The sequence below is a fragment of the [Clostridium] fimetarium genome, assembly GCF_900111235.1.
GTDB lineage: Bacteria > Bacillota > Clostridia > Lachnospirales > Lachnospiraceae > Clostridium_N > Clostridium_N fimetarium.
In genome coordinates this window covers 1-20,096 of record NZ_FOJI01000015.1, presented here as the reverse complement: position 1 = coordinate 20,096, position 20,096 = coordinate 1, and the positions used below count along the sequence as shown (strand labels likewise).

At 33.7% G+C, this 20,096-nt stretch carries 19 protein-coding genes and 1 pseudogene; all 20 read left to right on the top strand.

The window, feature by feature from the left end; all coding sequences use genetic code 11:
• The first annotated feature begins 191 nt into the window (after positions 1–191).
• The 20 genes and pseudogenes from BMY18_RS16410 (at position 192) to BMY18_RS16305 (ending at position 19,938) form a co-directional block, all read left to right on the top strand.
• Positions 192–2,099, top strand: coding sequence for a beta-glucoside-specific PTS transporter subunit IIABC (locus tag BMY18_RS16410; RefSeq protein ID WP_092456095.1), 1,908 nt, complete (start codon positions 192–194; stop codon positions 2,097–2,099).
• Positions 2,100–2,135: 36 nt separating this feature from the next.
• The gene (locus tag BMY18_RS16405) at positions 2,136–3,572 is read left to right on the top strand and encodes a glycoside hydrolase family 1 protein (RefSeq protein WP_092456092.1); all 1,437 of its coding nucleotides are present in this window, start codon (positions 2,136–2,138) and stop codon (positions 3,570–3,572) included.
• Positions 3,573–3,772: 200 nt separating this feature from the next.
• Positions 3,773–3,967, top strand: a complete 195-nt coding sequence (locus BMY18_RS21165; RefSeq protein ID WP_170841447.1) for a hypothetical protein — start codon at positions 3,773–3,775, stop codon at positions 3,965–3,967.
• 75 nt (positions 3,968–4,042) lie between these two features.
• Positions 4,043–4,300, top strand: a complete 258-nt coding sequence (locus BMY18_RS16395) for an HPr family phosphocarrier protein (protein ID WP_092456090.1) — start codon at positions 4,043–4,045, stop codon at positions 4,298–4,300.
• 13 nt (positions 4,301–4,313) lie between these two features.
• Positions 4,314–5,927, top strand: a complete 1,614-nt coding sequence (gene ptsP, locus BMY18_RS16390) for a phosphoenolpyruvate--protein phosphotransferase (RefSeq protein ID WP_092456087.1) — start codon at positions 4,314–4,316, stop codon at positions 5,925–5,927.
• Positions 5,928–5,934: 7 nt separating this feature from the next.
• Positions 5,935–6,741 carry a Cof-type HAD-IIB family hydrolase gene (locus BMY18_RS16385; protein ID WP_092456085.1) on the top strand — a complete coding sequence of 269 codons (807 nt, stop codon included), beginning with the start codon at positions 5,935–5,937 and terminating at the stop codon, positions 6,739–6,741.
• A 138-nt stretch (positions 6,742–6,879) separates the two neighbouring features.
• Positions 6,880–7,194, top strand: a complete 315-nt coding sequence (locus tag BMY18_RS21825; RefSeq protein ID WP_139197311.1) for a diguanylate cyclase domain-containing protein — start codon at positions 6,880–6,882, stop codon at positions 7,192–7,194.
• Positions 7,113–7,764: pseudogene (locus BMY18_RS21820) on the top strand (EAL domain-containing protein); the annotation flags it as partial. The gene BMY18_RS21825 and the pseudogene BMY18_RS21820, both read left to right, overlap by 82 nt.
• A 377-nt stretch (positions 7,765–8,141) precedes the next feature.
• On the top strand, positions 8,142–8,627 hold the full coding sequence (gene moaC, locus BMY18_RS16360) for a cyclic pyranopterin monophosphate synthase MoaC (RefSeq protein ID WP_092456073.1): 486 nt from the start codon (positions 8,142–8,144) through the stop codon (positions 8,625–8,627).
• Positions 8,627–9,607 (top strand): GTP 3',8-cyclase MoaA, encoded by a 981-nt coding sequence (moaA, locus tag BMY18_RS16355; protein WP_092456069.1) that lies wholly within the window; start codon positions 8,627–8,629, stop codon positions 9,605–9,607. The genes moaC and moaA overlap by 1 nt, the downstream gene beginning before the upstream one ends.
• 10 nt (positions 9,608–9,617) lie before the next feature.
• A complete protein-coding gene (locus BMY18_RS16350) occupies positions 9,618–10,562 on the top strand; it encodes an MOSC domain-containing protein (RefSeq protein ID WP_092456066.1) in 945 nt (314 codons plus the stop codon).
• 57 nt (positions 10,563–10,619) lie between these two features.
• The gene (locus BMY18_RS16345; RefSeq protein ID WP_092456063.1) at positions 10,620–11,480 is read left to right on the top strand and encodes an ABC transporter substrate-binding protein; all 861 of its coding nucleotides are present in this window, start codon (positions 10,620–10,622) and stop codon (positions 11,478–11,480) included.
• Between the two features lie 23 nt (positions 11,481–11,503).
• Positions 11,504–12,190 (top strand): ABC transporter permease, encoded by a 687-nt coding sequence (locus tag BMY18_RS16340; RefSeq protein ID WP_092456060.1) that lies wholly within the window; start codon positions 11,504–11,506, stop codon positions 12,188–12,190.
• Positions 12,177–12,863: an ATP-binding cassette domain-containing protein gene (locus BMY18_RS16335; RefSeq protein WP_092456057.1), complete on the top strand. Its 687-nt coding sequence runs from the start codon at positions 12,177–12,179 to the stop codon at positions 12,861–12,863. The genes BMY18_RS16340 and BMY18_RS16335 overlap by 14 nt, the downstream gene beginning before the upstream one ends.
• Positions 12,864–12,887: 24 nt before the next feature.
• Entirely contained in the window at positions 12,888–14,117 is a 1,230-nt protein-coding gene (locus BMY18_RS16330; protein ID WP_092456055.1) for a molybdopterin molybdotransferase MoeA, read from the top strand.
• 18 nt (positions 14,118–14,135) lie between these two features.
• Entirely contained in the window at positions 14,136–16,055 is a 1,920-nt protein-coding gene (locus tag BMY18_RS16325) for a molybdopterin biosynthesis protein (RefSeq protein WP_092456053.1), read from the top strand.
• Positions 16,056–16,068: 13 nt separating this feature from the next.
• The gene (locus BMY18_RS16320) at positions 16,069–16,521 is read left to right on the top strand and encodes a hypothetical protein (RefSeq protein ID WP_092456050.1); all 453 of its coding nucleotides are present in this window, start codon (positions 16,069–16,071) and stop codon (positions 16,519–16,521) included.
• A 280-nt stretch (positions 16,522–16,801) separates the two neighbouring features.
• Entirely contained in the window at positions 16,802–18,598 is a 1,797-nt protein-coding gene (locus tag BMY18_RS16315) for an aldehyde ferredoxin oxidoreductase family protein (RefSeq protein ID WP_092456047.1), read from the top strand.
• 132 nt (positions 18,599–18,730) lie between these two features.
• On the top strand, positions 18,731–18,952 hold the full coding sequence (locus BMY18_RS16310; protein ID WP_092456043.1) for a MoaD/ThiS family protein: 222 nt from the start codon (positions 18,731–18,733) through the stop codon (positions 18,950–18,952).
• Positions 18,953–19,224: 272 nt separating this feature from the next.
• Positions 19,225–19,938 (top strand): HesA/MoeB/ThiF family protein, encoded by a 714-nt coding sequence (locus BMY18_RS16305; RefSeq protein ID WP_170841446.1) that lies wholly within the window; start codon positions 19,225–19,227, stop codon positions 19,936–19,938.
• Positions 19,939–20,096 lie beyond the last annotated feature (158 nt).

Sequence of the window (20,096 nt, the reverse complement as noted above, 5' to 3'; positions counted from 1 at the left end):
TAGGAAGCGATTTCTATATCTTGTCCGGGTTTTTTTATTCCAACAACAAGAAATCCGATTTTAGTTTCTGGTTGTTATAGCATTAGAACCAAATGAATACAGGATCTAATGTGGCTCGCTGCTTTACATAAATAATAAAGCACAAAAGATGTGTTTTATATATATTAATTATAAAAATGGAGGTATTTATTATGGCAAGTAAGTATGATGGATTGGCAAGAATCATTATCCAGAATGTGGGTGGGAAATCAAACGTAATCAGTTTGACACATTGTATAACCAGACTTCGTTTCAAATTGAAAGACGAGTCCAAAGCGAACACGGAAATATTAAAAGCTACAGATGGAATTGTTACGGTAATGAAGAGTGCTGGACAATATCAGGTTGTTATTGGTAATCATGTACCAGATGTATATGATGTTGTTTCACAGATTGGTGGATTTACAAATGAGATGTCAGCAGATGAACCAAAGCAAAAAATGGGTATTGGAGCATCGTTGATTGATATTATTTCAGGTGTTTTCCAACCTATCTTGGGTGTATTAGCGGCTACTGGTATTATTAAAGGTGTTTTGGCATTATTGGTATTTATGGGAGTAACGAAAGCAACTGGTGGAACCTATGGTGTATTATATTCTATAGCAGATGGATTCTTTTATTACCTACCTATTATTTTAGGATACACAGCTGCGCAAAAGTTTGGCGGTAATAAATTTATTGGTATGGCAATAGGTGGTTCGTTGTGTTATCCAGCTATGGTAGGTTTATCTGCAAAAGCAATTATTGGTACTGCTTTTGCAGGAACAATGTTTGCAACCAATTATTATAGTACATTTTTAGGAATACCAGTATTACTTCCATCTAGTGGATATCCTTCTAGTGTAGTTCCAATTATTATTGCAGTATATGTGGCTGTAAAACTAGAAAAATTCTGGAAAAAGATAATTCCAGATGTAGTAAAAACATTCCTAGTACCTGTTTTTACATTATCAATTGTAGTACCATTAACATATTTGGCAATTGGTCCTGTTTCTACTATTCTTTGCGCATTAATTGGTAAAGGATTTGGGGCTGTATATGGAATACCTGTTGTAGGTGGTTTAGTTGCTGGCTTAATATTAGGCGCAGTTTGGCAGATTTTAGTAATCTTTGGATTACATTGGGGACTTATTCCTTTAATGATAATAAACTTTGCAACCTTAAAATATGATTTTATACTTACACCGTATTTTGCAGCTTCGTTTGCACAATCTATGGTAGTTCTTGCAATCGTATTTAAGACTAAGGATAAAGCATTAAGACAAATTGCAATTCCAGCATTTATTTCAGGTATGTTTGGGGTTACAGAACCAGCAATTTATGGTATTACACTTCCTAAGAAAAAACCTTTTGTAATATCATGTGTTGCTGCATCTATTGGTGGTGGTATTATCGGACTTATGGGAGCTAGATCTTATGCACTTGGTGGATTGGGTTTATTTGGACTTCCAAACTTTATTGATATAAGTACAAATAATGCTTATAGTATGATATGGGTAATTGTTGGTACCGTAGTTGCAATGGTTGTTGCATTTGTATTAACAATGATTTTATACAAAGATGATGTACTAGCAGAAATTTCAATGAAAAAAGTAGCAAAGACTGTAAAAAATGAAATAATTGTGTCCCCATTAAAAGGAGAAATAAAAGAATTAAGTGAAGTAGATGATGAAGCTTTTTCAACAGGCGCATTAGGACAAGGTATTGCAATTCTTCCAATGGAAGGAAAATTATTTGCTCCATGCGATGGAGAAATCATGACCTTCTTCAAAACTGGTCATGCACTTGGATTATTAAGTGAAGATGGTGTAGAAATATTGATTCATGTAGGCATCGACACAGTAAAATTAAATGGTGAAGGATATACACCCAAAGTTTCCAAGGGTGATAAAGTTAAAAAAGGACAGCTCTTATTGGAATTTGACATTGAAAAGATTACGAAAGCAGGCTATGCTATTATCACACCTATTATTATTTCGAATACAGATGATTTTTCAGATATAATTCCAACAGATGCGAAACAAGTTGTAGTTGGAGATACAATCATAACAGTACTTTAGTAATAAATCATTAAAATAAAAAGGAGTGTCATTATTATGAAAACATTAAGAAGTGATTTTTTATGGGGTGGCGCGACTGCGGCGAATCAGTTTGAAGGAGCATGGGATGTAGACGGAAAAGGGCCGTCTACATCGGATATGTGCACCAATGGTTCCCACAAGACGCCTAAAAGAATAACAAGACAGATAGAAGAGGGTACACTTTACCCAAGCCATGAGGCAATCGATTTTTATCATCATTACAAAGAGGATATTGCACTTTTTGCAGAAATGGGATTTAAGACATTTCGCCTTTCTATTGCATGGACCAGGATATTCCCAACAGGTATGGAGGAAAAGCCAAATGAGGCAGGCCTTGCATTTTATGACCGTGTTTTTGATGAATGTTTGAAATATGGTATAGAGCCACTCGTTACGATATCTCATTATGAAATGCCTTTTGCGTTAACAGAAGCTTACAATGGATGGGCTGGCAGAGAATGTATTGACCATTTTGTTAGATATTGTGAGGTACTATTTGAACGTTTCAAAGACAAAGTAAAATACTGGCTTACGTTCAATGAAATTAATGCTGGAACGATGAAAATGGGGAATTTTTTATCACTTGGGATTTTAAATGAAGGAACCGATGATTTTATAAATCAAGTAGATAATGAACAATTGCGTTTCCAGGGACTTCATCATCAGTTTATTGCAAGTGCCAAAGTAGTTAAGATTGCACATGAAAAATATCCACAGTTTCAGATGGGAAATATGATTTGTTTTATTACAATGTACCCATACTCTTGTAATCCAGATGATATTCTAGAGGCACAGAAAGATATGCAGATGATGAATTGGTTCTGTTCTGATATTCAAGTGCGTGGCGAGTATCCATATTATGCAAAACGTTATTTTGAGGAAAATAATATAACAGTTAAAATGGAGAAAGGCGATTTTGAAATACTAAAAGATGGATGTGTGGATTTCTATACATTTAGCTATTATATGAGTAGTTGTGTTGCAAAGAACCCTATACAGGAGCAGGTAAGTGGAAACCTTATGGGTGGTTTGAAGAATCCGCATCTAAAGGAAAGTGACTGGGGATGGCAGATTGATCCCAAAGGACTTCGCTACACATTGAATGAAATCTATGCTCGTTATGGAATTCCTCTTATGGTCGTTGAAAACGGATTAGGTGCGTATGATATAATAGAGGAAGACGGAAGCATTAACGATGACTACCGCATTGATTATTTGAAAGAACATATTGAACAGATGAAAGAAGCTGTGGCAGATGGAGTTGACCTGATGGGTTATACACCTTGGGGATGTATTGATTTAGTAAGTGCGTCAACAGGAGAAATGGCAAAGCGTTATGGATTCATCTATGTGGAAAAATATGATGATGGAACAGGAACATTAGCGAGACGAAAGAAAAAATCTTTTAATTGGTACCAAAAAGTAATCGCATCAAATGGGGAAAATCTTTAATAAAATATGAATTGAGTATAAAACTCATGTTGAAAGGTGTCGAATAAATAATCATTCATAATTATGTATTTGCCTTGCCTTTCCTTCAAACAGCAAAGTGCGCTGTTTTCAGCCGGTCAGCGGCGAAATGCATAATTGTGAATGGTTATTTATATTAACATTTTGAAATGAGTTTTAGAAACTCAATCATTTATTAAAAATTGGAACGGGAACAGAAACAAGAGCAAGAACAAGAACAGAAACAAGAGCAAGAGCAAGAACAAGAACAAGAACAAGAGCAAGAACAAGAACAAGAACAAGAACAAGAACAAGAGCAAGAACAAGAACAAAAGCAAGAACAAGAACAAGAACAAGAACAAGAGCAAGAACAAGAACAAAAGCAAGAACAGGAATAGAAATTAGAAATAGAAAATAAAAAGTAGAAATTAAAGTTGAAGTTAAAATAACAATCAGAAAGGTGACAAAAATTTATGAAATCATTTAATTATACAATTCAGGATGAAATAGGAATACATGCAAGACCAGCGGGGCTTTTGGTAAAAGCTGCTAAACCATTTACATCGACAATTACACTAAAGGTAAATGACCAACAATCAGATGCGAAGAAACTGATGGCACTGATGGCACTTGGAGTGGGACACGGAGCAGAAATTACAATAACTGCAGAGGGCGACGACGAAGATGCAGCAATTACAAAATTAGAGGAATTTTTCAAGGAAAATCTTTAAGAGAGGATCTAAAATGGAGAAATATAGTGGTAAAAAAATATGTAGCGGCGTAGCAATTGGAAAAATAAAATTTTATGTAAAAGAAGAGAATCAAGTTATTCGTAAGAAAATAATAAATCTTGAGGATGAGATTTCTAGATATGAAACTGCGAAAAATAAGGCAATAGAAGAACTGGGAAAATTATATCAAAAAGCTGTGAAAGAGGTTGGAGAAGTAAATGCGCAAATTTTTGATATACATTCAATGATGCTTGAAGATGATGATTATAATGAATCAGTCTATAACCTAATCCGCACACAATCTGTTAATGCAGAGTACGCAGTAGCAATCACAGGTGATAATTTTGCACAAATATTTGGAAATATGGAAGATGAATATTTTAAAGCAAGATCAATTGATGTGAAAGATATTTCAGAACGGGTGATCTCGATTTTAAATGGTGTTGCGACAAATACAAAAATCAGTGATGAAGCTGTTATTATTGTGGCAGAGGATTTGGCTCCAAGCGAGACAGTACAGATGGACAAAGAAAAATTACTAGCATTTGTTACTAGATTAGGATCAGCAAACTCTCATACTGCAATACTGGCAAGAATGATGACAATTCCAGCAATCGTGGATATGGATATAAAAGAAGAATGGGATGGACAGACTGCAATTGTTGATGGATATTCGGGAACCCTTATTATTTCGCCTGATGAGGATACCCTTGATAAATATGTGAGAATACAGCAAGAAGATATCGAAAAACGTACGCTTTTAGAGACCTTAAAAGGAAAAGAGGACATTACATTAAGCGGACAAAAAATCAATCTTTATGCTAATATTGGAAATTCTACGGATCTGGCATCTGTCTTACAAAATGATGCCTCTGGAATTGGACTCTTTAGAAGTGAATTTTTATTTCTAGAAAAAGATGATTTTCCAACCGAAGAAGAGCAGTTCAAAGTGTATAAGCAAGTAGTTGAGACCTTGGCAGGGAAAAAGGTTATTATCCGTACTTTAGATATTGGTGCAGATAAGCAGGCCGCTTATTTTAAATTAGATAAAGAAGAAAATCCTGCGATGGGATATCGTGCGATTCGAATATGCCTTACAAGACCAGAAATCTTTAAAACGCAACTTCGTGCTATTTATAGGGCAAGCGCCTATGGAACTGTTTCTATAATGTATCCGATGATTATTTCTATTAAAGAAGTACACAAAATCAAAATCATTGTTGAGGAAGTCAAAGCAGAACTTGATAAAGATAAAATTCCATATGGAGCGGTTGAGCAGGGAATTATGATAGAAACACCAGCCGCAGCCATTATTAGTGATATCCTTGCAAAGGAAGTGGACTTTTTCAGTATTGGCACAAACGATCTTACGCAGTATACTTTAGCAATAGATCGCCAGAATGCAAAACTAGATGATTTCTATGATTCTCACCATGAAGCTGTTCTTAGACTAATTCAGCTTGTTATTGATAATGCACATAATGCAGGAATTTGGGCAGGAATCTGTGGGGAACTCGGCGCTGATCTTACATTGACACAGCGTTTTTTAGAAATGGGAATGGATGAAATTTCTGTCTCACCAGGATGCATTCTGCCAATCAGAAAAATCATAAGAGAAATAGAGTAGGTATGTTATGAAAAAAATTGTATTTTTAGATATTGATGGAACTTTGGTAGATTTTAATGCTAAAATGCCAGAATCAGCAAAAAAGGCATTATACTTAGCAAAAGAAAAAGGTTGCTATATTGCATTATGTACAGGTAGGACAATAACTAATATTTACCCATGGTTATTAGAGTTCCCATTTGATGGAATCGTTGCATCTGCCGGTGCATATATCACATGTGGAAATGAAACTATTTTTCATAATGTTTTAAAAAAAGACAAGCTGAATTTGCTTGCAAATCAGTTAATGGAGCATCATGCATCGTATATGTTTCAGGGAGTTTGTGGAAGATATATAGATGAGGTGAATAAACTTAAAATGCAGAATTATTTAATTTCATTAGGTTTTGATAACATTGATGAAATGAATAGTATTACGTTGTGTGAACGCCCTTATGAAATGGAACAGATTGAAAGTGGAATGTATTTTGGCGCAGATAAAGATATTATGTTTATGCAGGAGGCAATAGATCCTTATTTTAAAATTACCGGTTCCAGTTTTGGACAAGATCATATTTATAGTGGAGAAATAACATGTAAAGGAATCGATAAAGCAACTGGAATGCAGAAACTGATGACTTATATGGATATTCCAAGGGATTCCTGTATTGCATTTGGAGATGGGCCAAACGATGTTGAGATGCTGCAGTATGCACATACAGGTGTGGCGATGGGAAATGCCGATGATTCACTTAAAAAACTTGCCGATATGGTGACAGATCACATTTCAGAGGATGGATTGTATAATGGATTTCGTAATTTGGGACTTCTTTAAATTATAAGTCTGACGGGAATGGAACGATTAGAGAAACAGATAAGAGCCCATTCTATTGTTGTAAAAAGGTTACAGCTGAATTAGTGATAGGAGGTGCAGTCGAAAGATTGTATCTCTTTTTAAGTTGTTAAATATATTTTGGTAATTCTTGCGTATATTGATATTTTAACTGAAATTCCTAATCGCAAGATGATTATTAACAGACTTGATTTCCTAGTTACACATTCAGTCAATAATAAAAGCAACTTTGCTGTTGTTTTCATCGATTTGGATAATTTTAAAAGGATAAATGATTCAAGGGGCCATAATATAATTCGCATTCAAAAAAACTTAGAGGATTTGAGGCACTTGTTAGGTGGAAGTCACCAGCATTTGGTTTGGTTAGTCCAACAAAATTTATACCGGTGGCGGAAGAAACCGGTTATATTATTCCAATGGGGAATGGATTCTTAGAAACGCATGTAAGATGATAAAATATATCCAAGAAGATTATCATATTGATGTTGTGATATCTGTTAATATATTATCTGTACAAATAATAGATCCTTCATTTGTACAGATGGTAAAAAGTATCCTTGAAGAAACCAAAGTTAGTGGGAGTTGCTTAGAGCTTGAAGTTACTGAATCAGTATTTATAACATCGATGGAATATGTGATTCAGGTTATTGATAAACTGAAAAAATGGGTATTCAAATTGCTTTAGATGATTTTGGTACAGGATATTCTTCATTAAATTATTTGCAGAAACTGCCAATAGATATTTCGAAAATTGATAATTCTTTTATAGATAGTATTAGTTACGCAAATACAAGTAAGCTGATGGTAGGATCAATTATTTCATTAGTTCATGAAATGGAAATTTCAGTTGTGGCTGAAGGTGTTGAAAATGAGCAGCAATTAGAATATCTAAAAAACCAGAATTGTGATTTTATACAGGAATTTTTATGGGGGGGCCTCCAAATGAGCAAGACCTATATGAATTACTACAGCATTTGGATAATAATTAGCAATATAAAATATTAATAGTAATAAAATAAATAGTATCTTAACTTAAATATAAATTTTATTATTAATAAATGGTTCTGGGTTTAATACCTAAGAACCATTTTTTATTTAGTTAAAGATAACTATCCAGTTAAATATAAAGCTCAAGTAAGTTGTATATTTTCTTGAAAATACGCAAATAGTAATTTGATAATAAATATAACATATTTAAAAATCACTAAAATTAATATTCAAATTCGAACACATTTTAACCATAAAAACCCAGTTATTAGATAATATTAAAATATATAATAAATTGAATAATAATTATTGACATTGAGGTTATAAAAAAATATAATAATATATATAAATTGTCGAAATAAGTCGAAAAACAATGCAAGAGGAGATATTTGTTTATGGGGGAGTTTACACATTTTGATATAGAAGGTAATGCCATAATGGTTGATGTTTCGAACAAGGAGGTTACTGATCGTACAGCAGTTGCAAAGGGTAAAATCATTGTAAATGTTGAAGTTATGCAGTCTATTTTAAATCACACGATAAAGAAAGGAGATGTATTAGGTGTTGCTAGAGTAGCTGGTATTATGGCAGTGAAAAATACAGCAACTTTGATACCTATGTGTCATCCATTAGCTATTAATAAGTGTGCAGTAGATTTTAATATTTGTCAAGAAGATAATACGATTCAAGCTATATGTACTGTAAAAACGGAAGGAAAAACTGGCGTAGAGATGGAAGCCCTGACGGGAGTAACGGTTACTTTGTTGACTATTTACGATATGTGTAAAGCAATTGATAAAAGGATGGAGTTAACAGATATATATCTAGAGAAAAAAAATGGAGGAAAAAGTGGTGACTTTTTTCACGGAAAGGACTCTTAATGAAGGATAATTGCAATAGAAATATTGATTATATTCGAATTTCAGTTACAGATAGATGTAATATGCGCTGTATTTATTGCATGCCAGAAGGTGGAATAAAACCAGTTAATCATAAGCAAATTCTTACATATGATGAAATAATAACAATTTGTGAGAGTCTTGTAAGGTTAGGAATTAATAAAGTAAAATTAACTGGTGGTGAACCATTAGTAAGAAAAAATATAGATATTTTGATTGACCAGATAAAAAGAATAGATGGAATAAAAAGTGTTACATTAACAACAAATGGAAGGAACCTAAAAGAATATTTGCCAAGACTAATTAAAGCGGGTTTAGATGGTATCAACATAAGCCTTGATACTTTAGATTCTAAAATATACGAGAAGATAACCAGAAGAGATGCATTAAAAAACGTACTCGAGGCGCTACACGAGTCTTTAAAATATGATGAATTAAAGGTGAAAATAAATTGTGTTCCGATGTTAGAAACTGATAAGGAAGACATAATAAAGATTGCTATGCTGGCTAAAAATTCCAGATTAAGCGTTAGATTTATTGAAATGATGCCTATAGGTTTAGGAAAAAACTATACTTACTTTAGTGAAGATAAGATTATTACTATATTAGAAGAAGCGTTTGGACACTTCGAAGCAATTGATGATAATCTTGGAAATGGACCTGCACATTATTATTCGGTACCGGCGTTTCAAGGGAAAATTGGTTTTATCAGTGCTATTTCCCATCAATTTTGTGAACAATGTAACCGAGTAAGACTTACTTCAGATGGTTTCTTGAAAACTTGCCTGCAATATAAAAATGGAACGGATTTAAAATCCTTACTAAGAGGGAATCTAGGGGATGCAGATCTAGATCAAGTGATTAGTGATACAATTTATAATAAGCCTAAAAGCCATGATTTTAATGAAAATCATGAGAATGAGACATATGAGAAAGATAATATGTCAAAAATAGGAGGTTAAAAGAAGTTTTATGGGAAAAATAATTGCAGTCTGTGTTAGTGAAAAAAAAGGTACAGAAAAGAAAAATGTACATTCATGTGAATTTATAAAAGATTTCGGGATCAAAGGAGATGCTCACGCAGGAAAATGGCACAGGCAGGTCAGTCTTCTTTCTTATGATAAAATCGAAGAATTTAAGAGTAGAGGAGCAGAGGTTATAGAAGGCGCATTTGGTGAAAATCTTATTGTTGATGGAATCGATTTTAGTTCACTTAAAGTAGGAACTATATTTAAGTGTAATGAAGTTGTTTTAGAGTTGACTCAAGTAGGAAAAGAGTGCCATACCGGATGCAATATTTACCAGAAGATGGGTGATTGCATTATGCCAAGAGAAGGGGTATTTACTAGAGTTTTAGCTGGAGGAGTCATAAATGAAGGCGATGAATTGGTGATAATTAGTGACGTACCAAATAAACCGAGTACGGATGCACTACGAGTGGCTGTTATAACTTCTAGCGATTCTGGATTTGCAGGAGAAAGAGAGGATGTTAGCGGACCTAGGATATGCAAAATTGTGAATGAATATGGTTATAATGTTGTTCATACGACAATTCTTCCGGATGATATTAATATGTTATATGACGAGATGAAATATATTTGTGATAATAATACAGCTGATTTAATTTTAACGACTGGAGGGACAGGTTTTTCCCAAAGGGATTGTATGCCAGAAGCTACACAAAAAGTTGCACAGCGAATGGTTCCAGGAATTCCAGAGGCAATGCGAGCTTATAGCATGCAGATTACAAAGCGCTCCATGTTATCTAGAGCTACCTGTGGTATTAGAAAATCTACATTAATCCTAAATTTACCAGGAAGTCCTAAAGCAGTAGAAGAGTGTCTTACCTATGTTATGCCTGAACTTGAACATGGTCTGAAAATACTGATTGGTTCCGCAAATAATTGTGGAAGATAAAGCGTGAACTAATATTTTAAGTATAAATAAAAATGATTATTTGAAAGGTAAGAAAATATGAAAAAGAAAGCATCTATAATTTTGTTATGTATGATGATGGCTGCTATATTTTGTGCATGTGGCAACACAAAAGTAGAGGAAAAGGTTACAACCAAGGCAACGGTTGCCATTAAAGGGAAAATTATTTTATCAACTACTACAAGTACACAGGATTCTGGATTACTAGATGTCTTAATTCCCAAGTTTACAGAGCAGACTGGATGGCAAGTTGATACAATCGCTGTGGGTACAGGAGAAGCCTTGAAAATGGGGGAAAATGGCGAAGCTGATGTACTACTAGTACATGCAAAGGAAAAGGAAGATGCCTTTATACTAGCTGGATTTGGCGTGAAACGCTATGATGTTATGTATAATGATTTTGTAGTAATCGGTCCTGCAGGAGCAATTGCAAAAAACGAAAGTATTAAAACAACTTTTCAAACTATTTATGATAAACAATATACGTTCATTTCTCGAGGTGATCAATCTGGTACAAATACAAAAGAAATAAGTATATGGAAAAATTTATCGATTACTCCAGCCAATAATCCAAACTATATTAGCTCAGGTCAAGGAATGGGCGCTACCATCTTAATGTCAGATGAAAAAAAGGCTTATACATTAACGGATAGAGCAACTTGGTTAACTACAAAAGATAAAACATCTATGCAAATCATATGTGAAAATGATTCTCAGCTTATGAATTATTATGGAGTAATTGCTGTAAATCCACAAAAAAATCCAAAAGTCAACGTAGCTGGTGGACAAGCATTTGTTGATTGGATACTTTCTGATGAAACCCAAAAATTTATTGGAAGTTTTGGCGTTGAAAAATATGGACAAGTTTTATTCACTCCAAATGCATCAGCTAATAAATAAAATGACAAGAGGAGCATACCTTTATGGGTTTTTTGCAAAGTATTGGATTTGAAATAAATCAAGAAATTTTCGATATTATTTCATTAACAATTAAATTAGCTGTTTGTTCTACATTTGTTTCTACTTTGCTTGGCATACCATTTGGTATGCTTCTTGAAAAGACAGACTTCTTTGGAAAAGGAATTATAATAAGAATTAATAGAACCTTAATGGGTTTACCGCCCGTAGTTGCTGGATTGCTTGTGTATTTACTATTAATGAGAAAAGGATGGTTTGGTAGTTTTAATTTACTATTTACATTTGAAGCTATGATCATTGCACAGGTGGTAATTATAACACCTATTATTAGTGGTATGTCGTATACAACTTCAAGAAATATAGCACCACAAGTTAGAAATTTTGCAAAAAGTATGGGCGCAAACAGGCGGCAAACCTTTTTTTTACTATTAAAAGAAATGAAAAATGATTTATATTTTATTATTGTCACAGGTTTTGGTCGATCCATTAGTGAAGTTGGTGCAGTAATGATTGTAGGTGGTAATATACAATACAAAACTAGAACAATGACAACAGCAATATCATTAATGAGAAATAGAGGTGATTATAGCGAAGCCATTACTTTAGGGGTAATGTTACTATTAATTTCTTTTATAATTCAGTGCATAGTAGATATACTTAGAAGGTGTGAAGATAAGAATGAAAATTATTGAGTGTGAAAAAAGTTATAAAGACTTTCATTTAAATATAAAAGATTTTGAATTAGAAGATCAAAAAATTCATGGTATAGTAGGAAACAATGGATGTGGAAAATCTACACTTGTGAAAATAATTGCTGGATTACTTAAACCAGATTTAGGCGTGGTAGACTATGGACCACATACAATGCAAGATATTACAATAACAACTCAGAGACCATATATGCTTCATGATACTGTATACAACAATTTGATTTATCCATTAAAAATTAGGAAAATGATACTTTCAAAAGATGAAATTGCCGAGTGGATTAGCAAATGTGGATTATCGGGCAAAGAAAAACAATATGCTCCAAGTCTATCAAGTGGTGAACGCCAAAAACTTTCTTTTGCAAGATCATTAATTTTCAAACCCAAAGTAGTTCTTATTGATGAAACTATGGCAAATTTAGATCCAGACAGTGTTGCGCTATTTGAGCAAATAATTTCCGAAATTCAATTGAAAGAACCAATTACATGGATTATAGTTAGCCATCAACTTGCACACATTTATAATATATGTGATGTTGTACATTTTATGGAAGCTGGAACGATTCTACAATCTGGAATACCAAAAGAGGTTTTCTCTAATCCTCAAAATTCTATAATTAGGAAATACCTGCAAAACTATATGGTAGTAGGAAATTGAACATAAGAAAGGTAATGATATTTTATGGAATTATTAAAAGTAGATTCGATTACTTCCGCAAGGGAAAATATGTTAAATGTTCTGCAAAATAAAAATATAGATACTGTATTTAAAAATTTACTTGAATCTCAAGGTTACATACTTGCACAAGATATTATTTCACAAGAACAGGTACCAGAGTTTCGAAGATCAATTGTAGATGGTTATGCTGTCTTATCGAAGGATACAGCAGGAGCTTCAGAAAGTTTACCTATATTTTTAGAAATTGTTGATGAGGTTGTTATGGGTACTCCGGCAAAAAAAGAAATACAAGCCGGTGAATGTGCATATGTTCCAACTGGTGGAATGATTCCAATAGGAGCAGATGCAATGGTAATGGTTGAATACTGCGAATTATTTAGCAGTAATCAAATTGCCGTATATAGTTCAACAGCAATTGGGAAAAATATAGTTTTAGCAGGAGAAGACATTAATAAAGGTGAACTGGTAATAAAAAAAGGAACACAAATTCGTCCACAGGAAATTGGAGCACTTGCTTGTCTGGGTATTACAGAAATAGAGGTATATAAACCTTGGAAAATAACGATTATATCAACAGGGGATGAACTTGTTGCACCAGATACTATTCCACCTTTTGGGAAAATCAGAGATATTAATTCATATTTACTCTATGCCCAAGCTATCAAGCATGGATTAGAAGTGTTAAATACATGTGTTATTGCAGATGATGAGAGGGAACTAAAGAAAGCGATTATTGAAGCAATGCAAGTAAGTGATATTGTTATTTTATCTGGTGGAAGCTCTCAAGGTAAAAAAGATGCAACTAAGAAGATTATTGATGAAGTAGCAAGCCATGGATCTTTTACACATGGTTTAGCACTCAAACCTGGAAAACCTACTATTTTAGGTTATGATGAGAATGATAAAGTGTTACTAGTCGGTTTGCCAGGACACCCAGTGGCAGCGGTATTGGTATTTGAACTACTGGTTAGTTGGTTATGGAAACATATTACGAATCAAACTTATATGAGATCTAATTTCGCTAAAATGATAACAAATCTTGCAGGTGCGCCCGGAAAAGTAACTTGCCAGTTGGTTAGACTGATAAAGCAGGAAAATGAATTTTATGCAGAGCCAATACTTGGAAAGTCTGGTTTAATAACTACTATGACTAGAGCTGATGGCTATATATTAATTGATCAGAATAAAGAAGGATTAAAAAAAGACGAAATTGTTGAAGTCTTTTATATCTAAATTGAAAGGTATAGAGCTATGGGGAAAAGAAACTTGTATTTGAAAAACACACCGTTGGAAGAAGCACTTTCTATTTATACGGATGCATTTAAATCAATATTAAAAATGCAATATGAGGAATTACCAGTAGAAAAAAGCTTGGGAAGAATACTAAAAGAAGCTGTTTATGCAGGGTGTTCATCACCTTTATTTAATGCCGCAGCGATGGATGGAATAGCCGTAATTTCAACAGATACAAAGGGAGCATCAGAAAGAACTCCTCTTACATTGAAAAAAAATAAAGATTTTATAGTGGTTGACACTGGAGATCCAATCAATTTTCCATATGATGCAGTTATTATGGCAGAAGATGTTATTGAAATTGATGATGATACTGTTCAAATAATAGAGGCGGCAACGGGATGGCAGCATATTAGACCTATTGGTGAAGACATTGTCACCGGGGAAATGCTATTACCTAGCTTGCATAAAATACGCCCTATCGATATAGGTGTATTATTTTCTGGCGGTATTATTAAAATAAATGTAGTGAAACGTCCAGAAATTGGAATTTTTCCTACTGGAACAGAAATAATAGAGCCAACCCAAACACCAAAAGATGGAGATATAATTGAATCAAATTCAAGGATGTTTGAAGCTATGGTAACATCTTATGGAGGAACTGCATATAGATTCCCACCAATTGAGGATGATTATAATAAAATCAAAACTGCGATCGAAGAGGCAGTTAATAAGTTCGATATGGTAATTGTAAATGCGGGATCAAGTGCAGGAACAGAAGATTTCACAGTCCATATTCTACGTGAACTTGGTGAAGTACTTATACATGGAGTTGCTATTAAGCCAGGAAAACCGGTTATATTAGCAATTGTAAAGGGGAAGCCAGTTATAGGACTTCCAGGTTATCCTGTATCAGCGTATATAGATTTTGAAAACTTTGTAAAACCGGTTATGTCGTTGATGACAGGGGAACCTACTAGTGATAATAATGTTGTAGATGCAGTGATATCGAAAAGAATGATATCATCTCTTAAACATAAGGAATATGTGAGAGTAAAGGTAGGCCAGGTTGGAGATAAATTAGTTGCTTCGCCACTTGCAAGAGGTGCAGGTGCTGCAATGAGTCTTGTACGAGCTGACGGATTTTGTGTGATTGAGCAAAATTGTGAGGGAGTAGAGGCTGGAGAAATTGTTAAAGTAGAATTATACAGAAGTTTGCAAGAAATTAGACATACCATAGTAGCTATTGGCAGTCATGACTTAATACTTGACCTCATTTCAGATTTGATGTCATCAAATTATCCCGGTAATTATCTTTCAAGTACTCATATTGGGAGTATGGGTGGACTTATGGCGCTAAAAAGAGGTGAGGCACATATTGCACCTACGCATCTACTAGATGAAGCTACAGGGATATATAATATGCCATATATAAAGAAAATGTTTGAAGAGCCTATGGCTTTAATTAAAGGAGTAAAACGTATTCAGGGACTAATTGTACAAAAAGGTAATCCGTTGAATTTAAAAGATATATCAGATTTAAAAAAATGTCGTTATGTAAATAGGCAAAGAGGAGCTGGAACAAGAGTATTATTCGATTATAAGCTTAAACAAGCAGGAATTGATAGTTTAGAAATCCCCGGTTATGATAGAGAATCAGCAACGCATATGGCAGTTGCAGCACTTGTGTCGAGTGGAAGTGCAGATGCAGGTATGGGAATCTTTGCAGCAGCTAAGGCGATGCAATTAGATTTTATAGAAATAGGACAGGAGGAATATGATTTTGCTATACCAGTAAAACATTTAAAACTTCCTGAAGTTATTACATTTATTAATATATTAAAAAGTGATGAATTTCACGTTTGTTTAGATAAATTTGGAGGTTATGAATATTCTCAGTCAGGAAAATTATGCTATATGGATGAGGAAATCATATAAGTGAGGTAATCAATTGCATTTAGGATCAGGATATATAGAAATGCTTCATTTACAAAGAAAAAAAGAATTGCCATTTGAAAATGTTCAATCGCTAGAACTTGTAGCAGGAAAAGGAATTGTTGGAGATTGTCATTGTTTGGGCGGTGAAAAACAAGTAGCATTAATTATGCAAGAAGCTAAAAACTGGATAGTAGGTCAGGAATCAGAAGGTTTATGCTTTTCAAGATATCATGAAAATATTGTGACCCAAGGATTAGATTATTCATTACTAAAAGAAGGCAATATTTTGAAAACAAATCATACAAGTATCGAAATATCATCAATTTCTAAACGATGTTTTTCCGAGTGCAAGTTAGCGCAGAAAAATCAAATATGTCAATTAAAAACAAGTTCAAAATTTGCCAAAGTTATTATTTCTGGAAATATTCAACTCGGTGACAGAATATATATTGATGATAATAATTAATGCTTTGTTTGGAAATAATTAGAAAATACCATAAATTTACAAAAACAACTAAAAACACGAATAAATATATAATAATTCGGCTTATTGTATTGAATAATCTAACAAAAAGAAGTATGATAAGTAAAAGGATCCGAGTTTTATCTTGAGTAGATAAAATCATTGGGTATTAACCTAAGAATTAGTGCCTCCCGCATTTGGAAAGGACTCCTTTTCTATATATTACAAGTGAAAGCACATTTTATTTATGTAATCATTTTAATTAAAGAAAGGGTGGTTTTTTATGCAAACAGCGTATAATGGAAAGACAGCACGTATTAACCTATCAAATGGAGAAATTAAAGTAGAAAAACTTGATATTGATTTAGCCAAGAAGTTTATTGGTGGTAGAGGCCTTGGAACTAAAATGATTTATGATGAAGGAATTGCTACAGTTGACCCTTTGTCAGAACAAAACAAATTAGTTTATATTACAGGAGCAATGACAGGAACGAAAGCTCCAACTACAGGTCGTTTTATGGTAGTAACAAAGTCACCGTTGACTGGTATGATAGCTAGCTCTAACTCAGGCGGCGTTTGGGGAGCAAAACTAAAGTATGCAGGATGGGATGCCATAATAGTTGAAGGAAAAGCCAAAACTCCTACATATATTAATATTGTCGATGATAAAATCGAACTATTGTCTGCACAAGATTATGTAGGTATGAAGAGTGAAGAAATTGATGAAGAATTAAAAAAAGTACATGAAAAATGTTCTGTTTTAAATATTGGACCAGCAGGTGAACATTTATCATTACTTGCTGCAATTATGAATGATAAAGATCGTGCAGCGGGACGTAGTGGTGTAGGTGCAGTAATGGGATCAAAGAATTTAAAAGCAATTACTGTTACTGCAACAAATAATTCTATAGAAGCGTTTGATCCAGAAGCATTAAAGGAAGTAACGAAAAAATCTTTTGAATTAATTAAAGCAAATGGTGTAACTGGAAGTGGATTACCAACATATGGAACAGCAGTACTTGTAAATATTATTAATAATACAGGCGCATTTCCAACAAATAACTGGCAGCAATCTTACTATGATAAAGCAGATGATACTTCAGGAGAAACCTTAAAAGAAAAATATCTTGTGAAACAAAGTTTTTGTCATAAATGTCCGATTGGTTGTGGCCGTGTTATCAATCTTAACGGTAAAGTTGTGGGTGGACCTGAATACGAACCATTATGGGCTTATGGCGGGAACTGTGGGATTAGTGATTTAAATGCTATTAACGAAGGTAATTACTGGTGCAACGAATATGGATTAGACGCTATTTCTACACCTTGTACAATCGCAGCAGCTATGGAACTATATGAAAAAGGGTATATTAAAGAAGAAGAATGTGAAGGTGTTCCTCTTAAGTGGGGTAGTTCAGAAGCTATAATAGAATGGACAAAGAGAATGGGTGAATCAGATATACCGTTAGCTAAGCTTATGGCTGATGGCTCTTATCGTTTATGTGAATATTATGGACACCCAGAATTTTCAATGAGTGTTAAAAAACAAGAAATGCCTGCATATGATGCCCGTGCTATTCAGGGAATTGGTATCACTTATGCAACAAGTAATAGAGGTGGCTGTCATGTTCGTGGATACATGATTTCACCAGAAATACTTGGCTTACCAGAACTATTAGATCGCACTAAAACTGAAGGTAAGGCTTTATGGACAAAGATTTTTCAGGATTTAACCGCAGTAATAGATTCTATGGGACTATGTTTATTTACTTCATTTGCTATAGGTGCGCCTGAGTATGCAAATATGTTGAATGCAGGTACAGGAACAAATTATTCACCAGAGGAATTATTAGAAGTAGGTGAAAGAATTTATAATATTGAGCGTATGTTCAATAAGGCCGCTGGGATGAAACCAGAGGATGACAATTTGCCAAAGAGACTAACAGATGAACCAATTCAAAATGGTCCTTCAGAAGGTCAAACAAGCCAGATTGCAATTACCTTACCAGAATATTATAAAGTTCGCGGTTGGGAGAATGCATTCCCTACACAGGAAACCTTAGAACGTCTGGGATTGTTATAATATTTGTAAATAGTAGAATTGAATAAATAAGTATTCTTAATATGCAGGGAGGATTTTAATGCAAGTGTCTATTGTATAAAATTCCTTCTTGCATTTTTAAAATAAATTTTTACGAAAGTGATGGGTATTAATATGATAGAAGTAAGATTATTTGCAACATTTCGTGAAGGTAGACAAAAAATTGTGTGTTTAGAAGTAGACCAATTCAATACAATAACGAAAGTGTTAGATTATTTCCAGATACCTCATGAAGAGGTAGCAATTTGCTTGGTTAATGGAGCACATTCTAAGTTAGATACATCTTTAAAGGATGGGGATGTTATTGCATTGTTTCCACCAGTAGGAGGAGGGTGAGTGTGAATGATTTTATCATTTACATCCATGATTTTGAGTAGTGCTAAATAGTGTGAATTTCAATATGAAGCAAGCAGATCTTTGATTTGCTTGCAAGAATGCTCCACATTCTTATTCATGGTTCGCGCCTGCACTACGCTTACGCAAACTAGAGATGTGCAGAAAGATGTGCAGAAAGATGTGCAGAAAGATGTGCAGAAAGATGTGCAGAAAGATGTGCAGAAAGATGCATAGAAAGATGCATAGAAAGATGCATAGGAATGAGGAAAAGTATGAGATATGAACGTCAGATTTTAATAAAGCATATAGGTGAAAGTGGTCAGAATACTTTAATGCAATCAAATGTAGTAGTAATCGGTGCTGGGGGGCTTGCCTCACCAGTATTAACTTATTTGACATGCGCAGGAGTTGGAACGATTACATTAGTAGATTATGATATTGTTTCTGAATCCAATTTAAATAGGCAATTTTTATATAAGGAAAAAGACATAGGAAAGCTAAAAGTACAAGTTGCCAAAAAACAATTAAATGAAATCAATTCTAATATTAAAATCAATCAAATTTCTGAAAAGGTAGACGCAAACAATATATGTAAAATTATTGAGGGAGCTGATGCAGTTGTAGATTGCGTTGATAATGTGGAAACAAGATTAATTGTAAATCGTGCATGTTTGAAAATGGATATTCCGCTGGTGGAAGGTGGAGTTAATGGATTTTATGGTTTTGTACTTTCAATTAATAGGAATTATCCTTGCCTTGAATGCATTGGATATGATAATACGAAGATGCAAAAACCAAGTCCTGCAATTGGAGCAGTTGTTGGTGTAATTGGTTCATTACAAGCAGTAGAATGCATAAAAATATTATTAGGTCTTGAAGGTATCATGTATGGACGATTACAAAATTATGATGGAATCTCTGGATGTTTTGAAACAGTTGAAATTCAAAAGAATGATTTGTGTGAAGCTCATAGATTAATAAAATGAAGAAGTATAGTAAGAAAAATATAATAATACTTTAGTTAAAATTGATAATAACAACCAACAATAATGGTCGAATGAAAAGTTAAATTCCATATTGTAAGGTTAAATTCCACCGGTTAAGGATAGAAATAAAATAATTTATAAAATTATTGTTTTATACT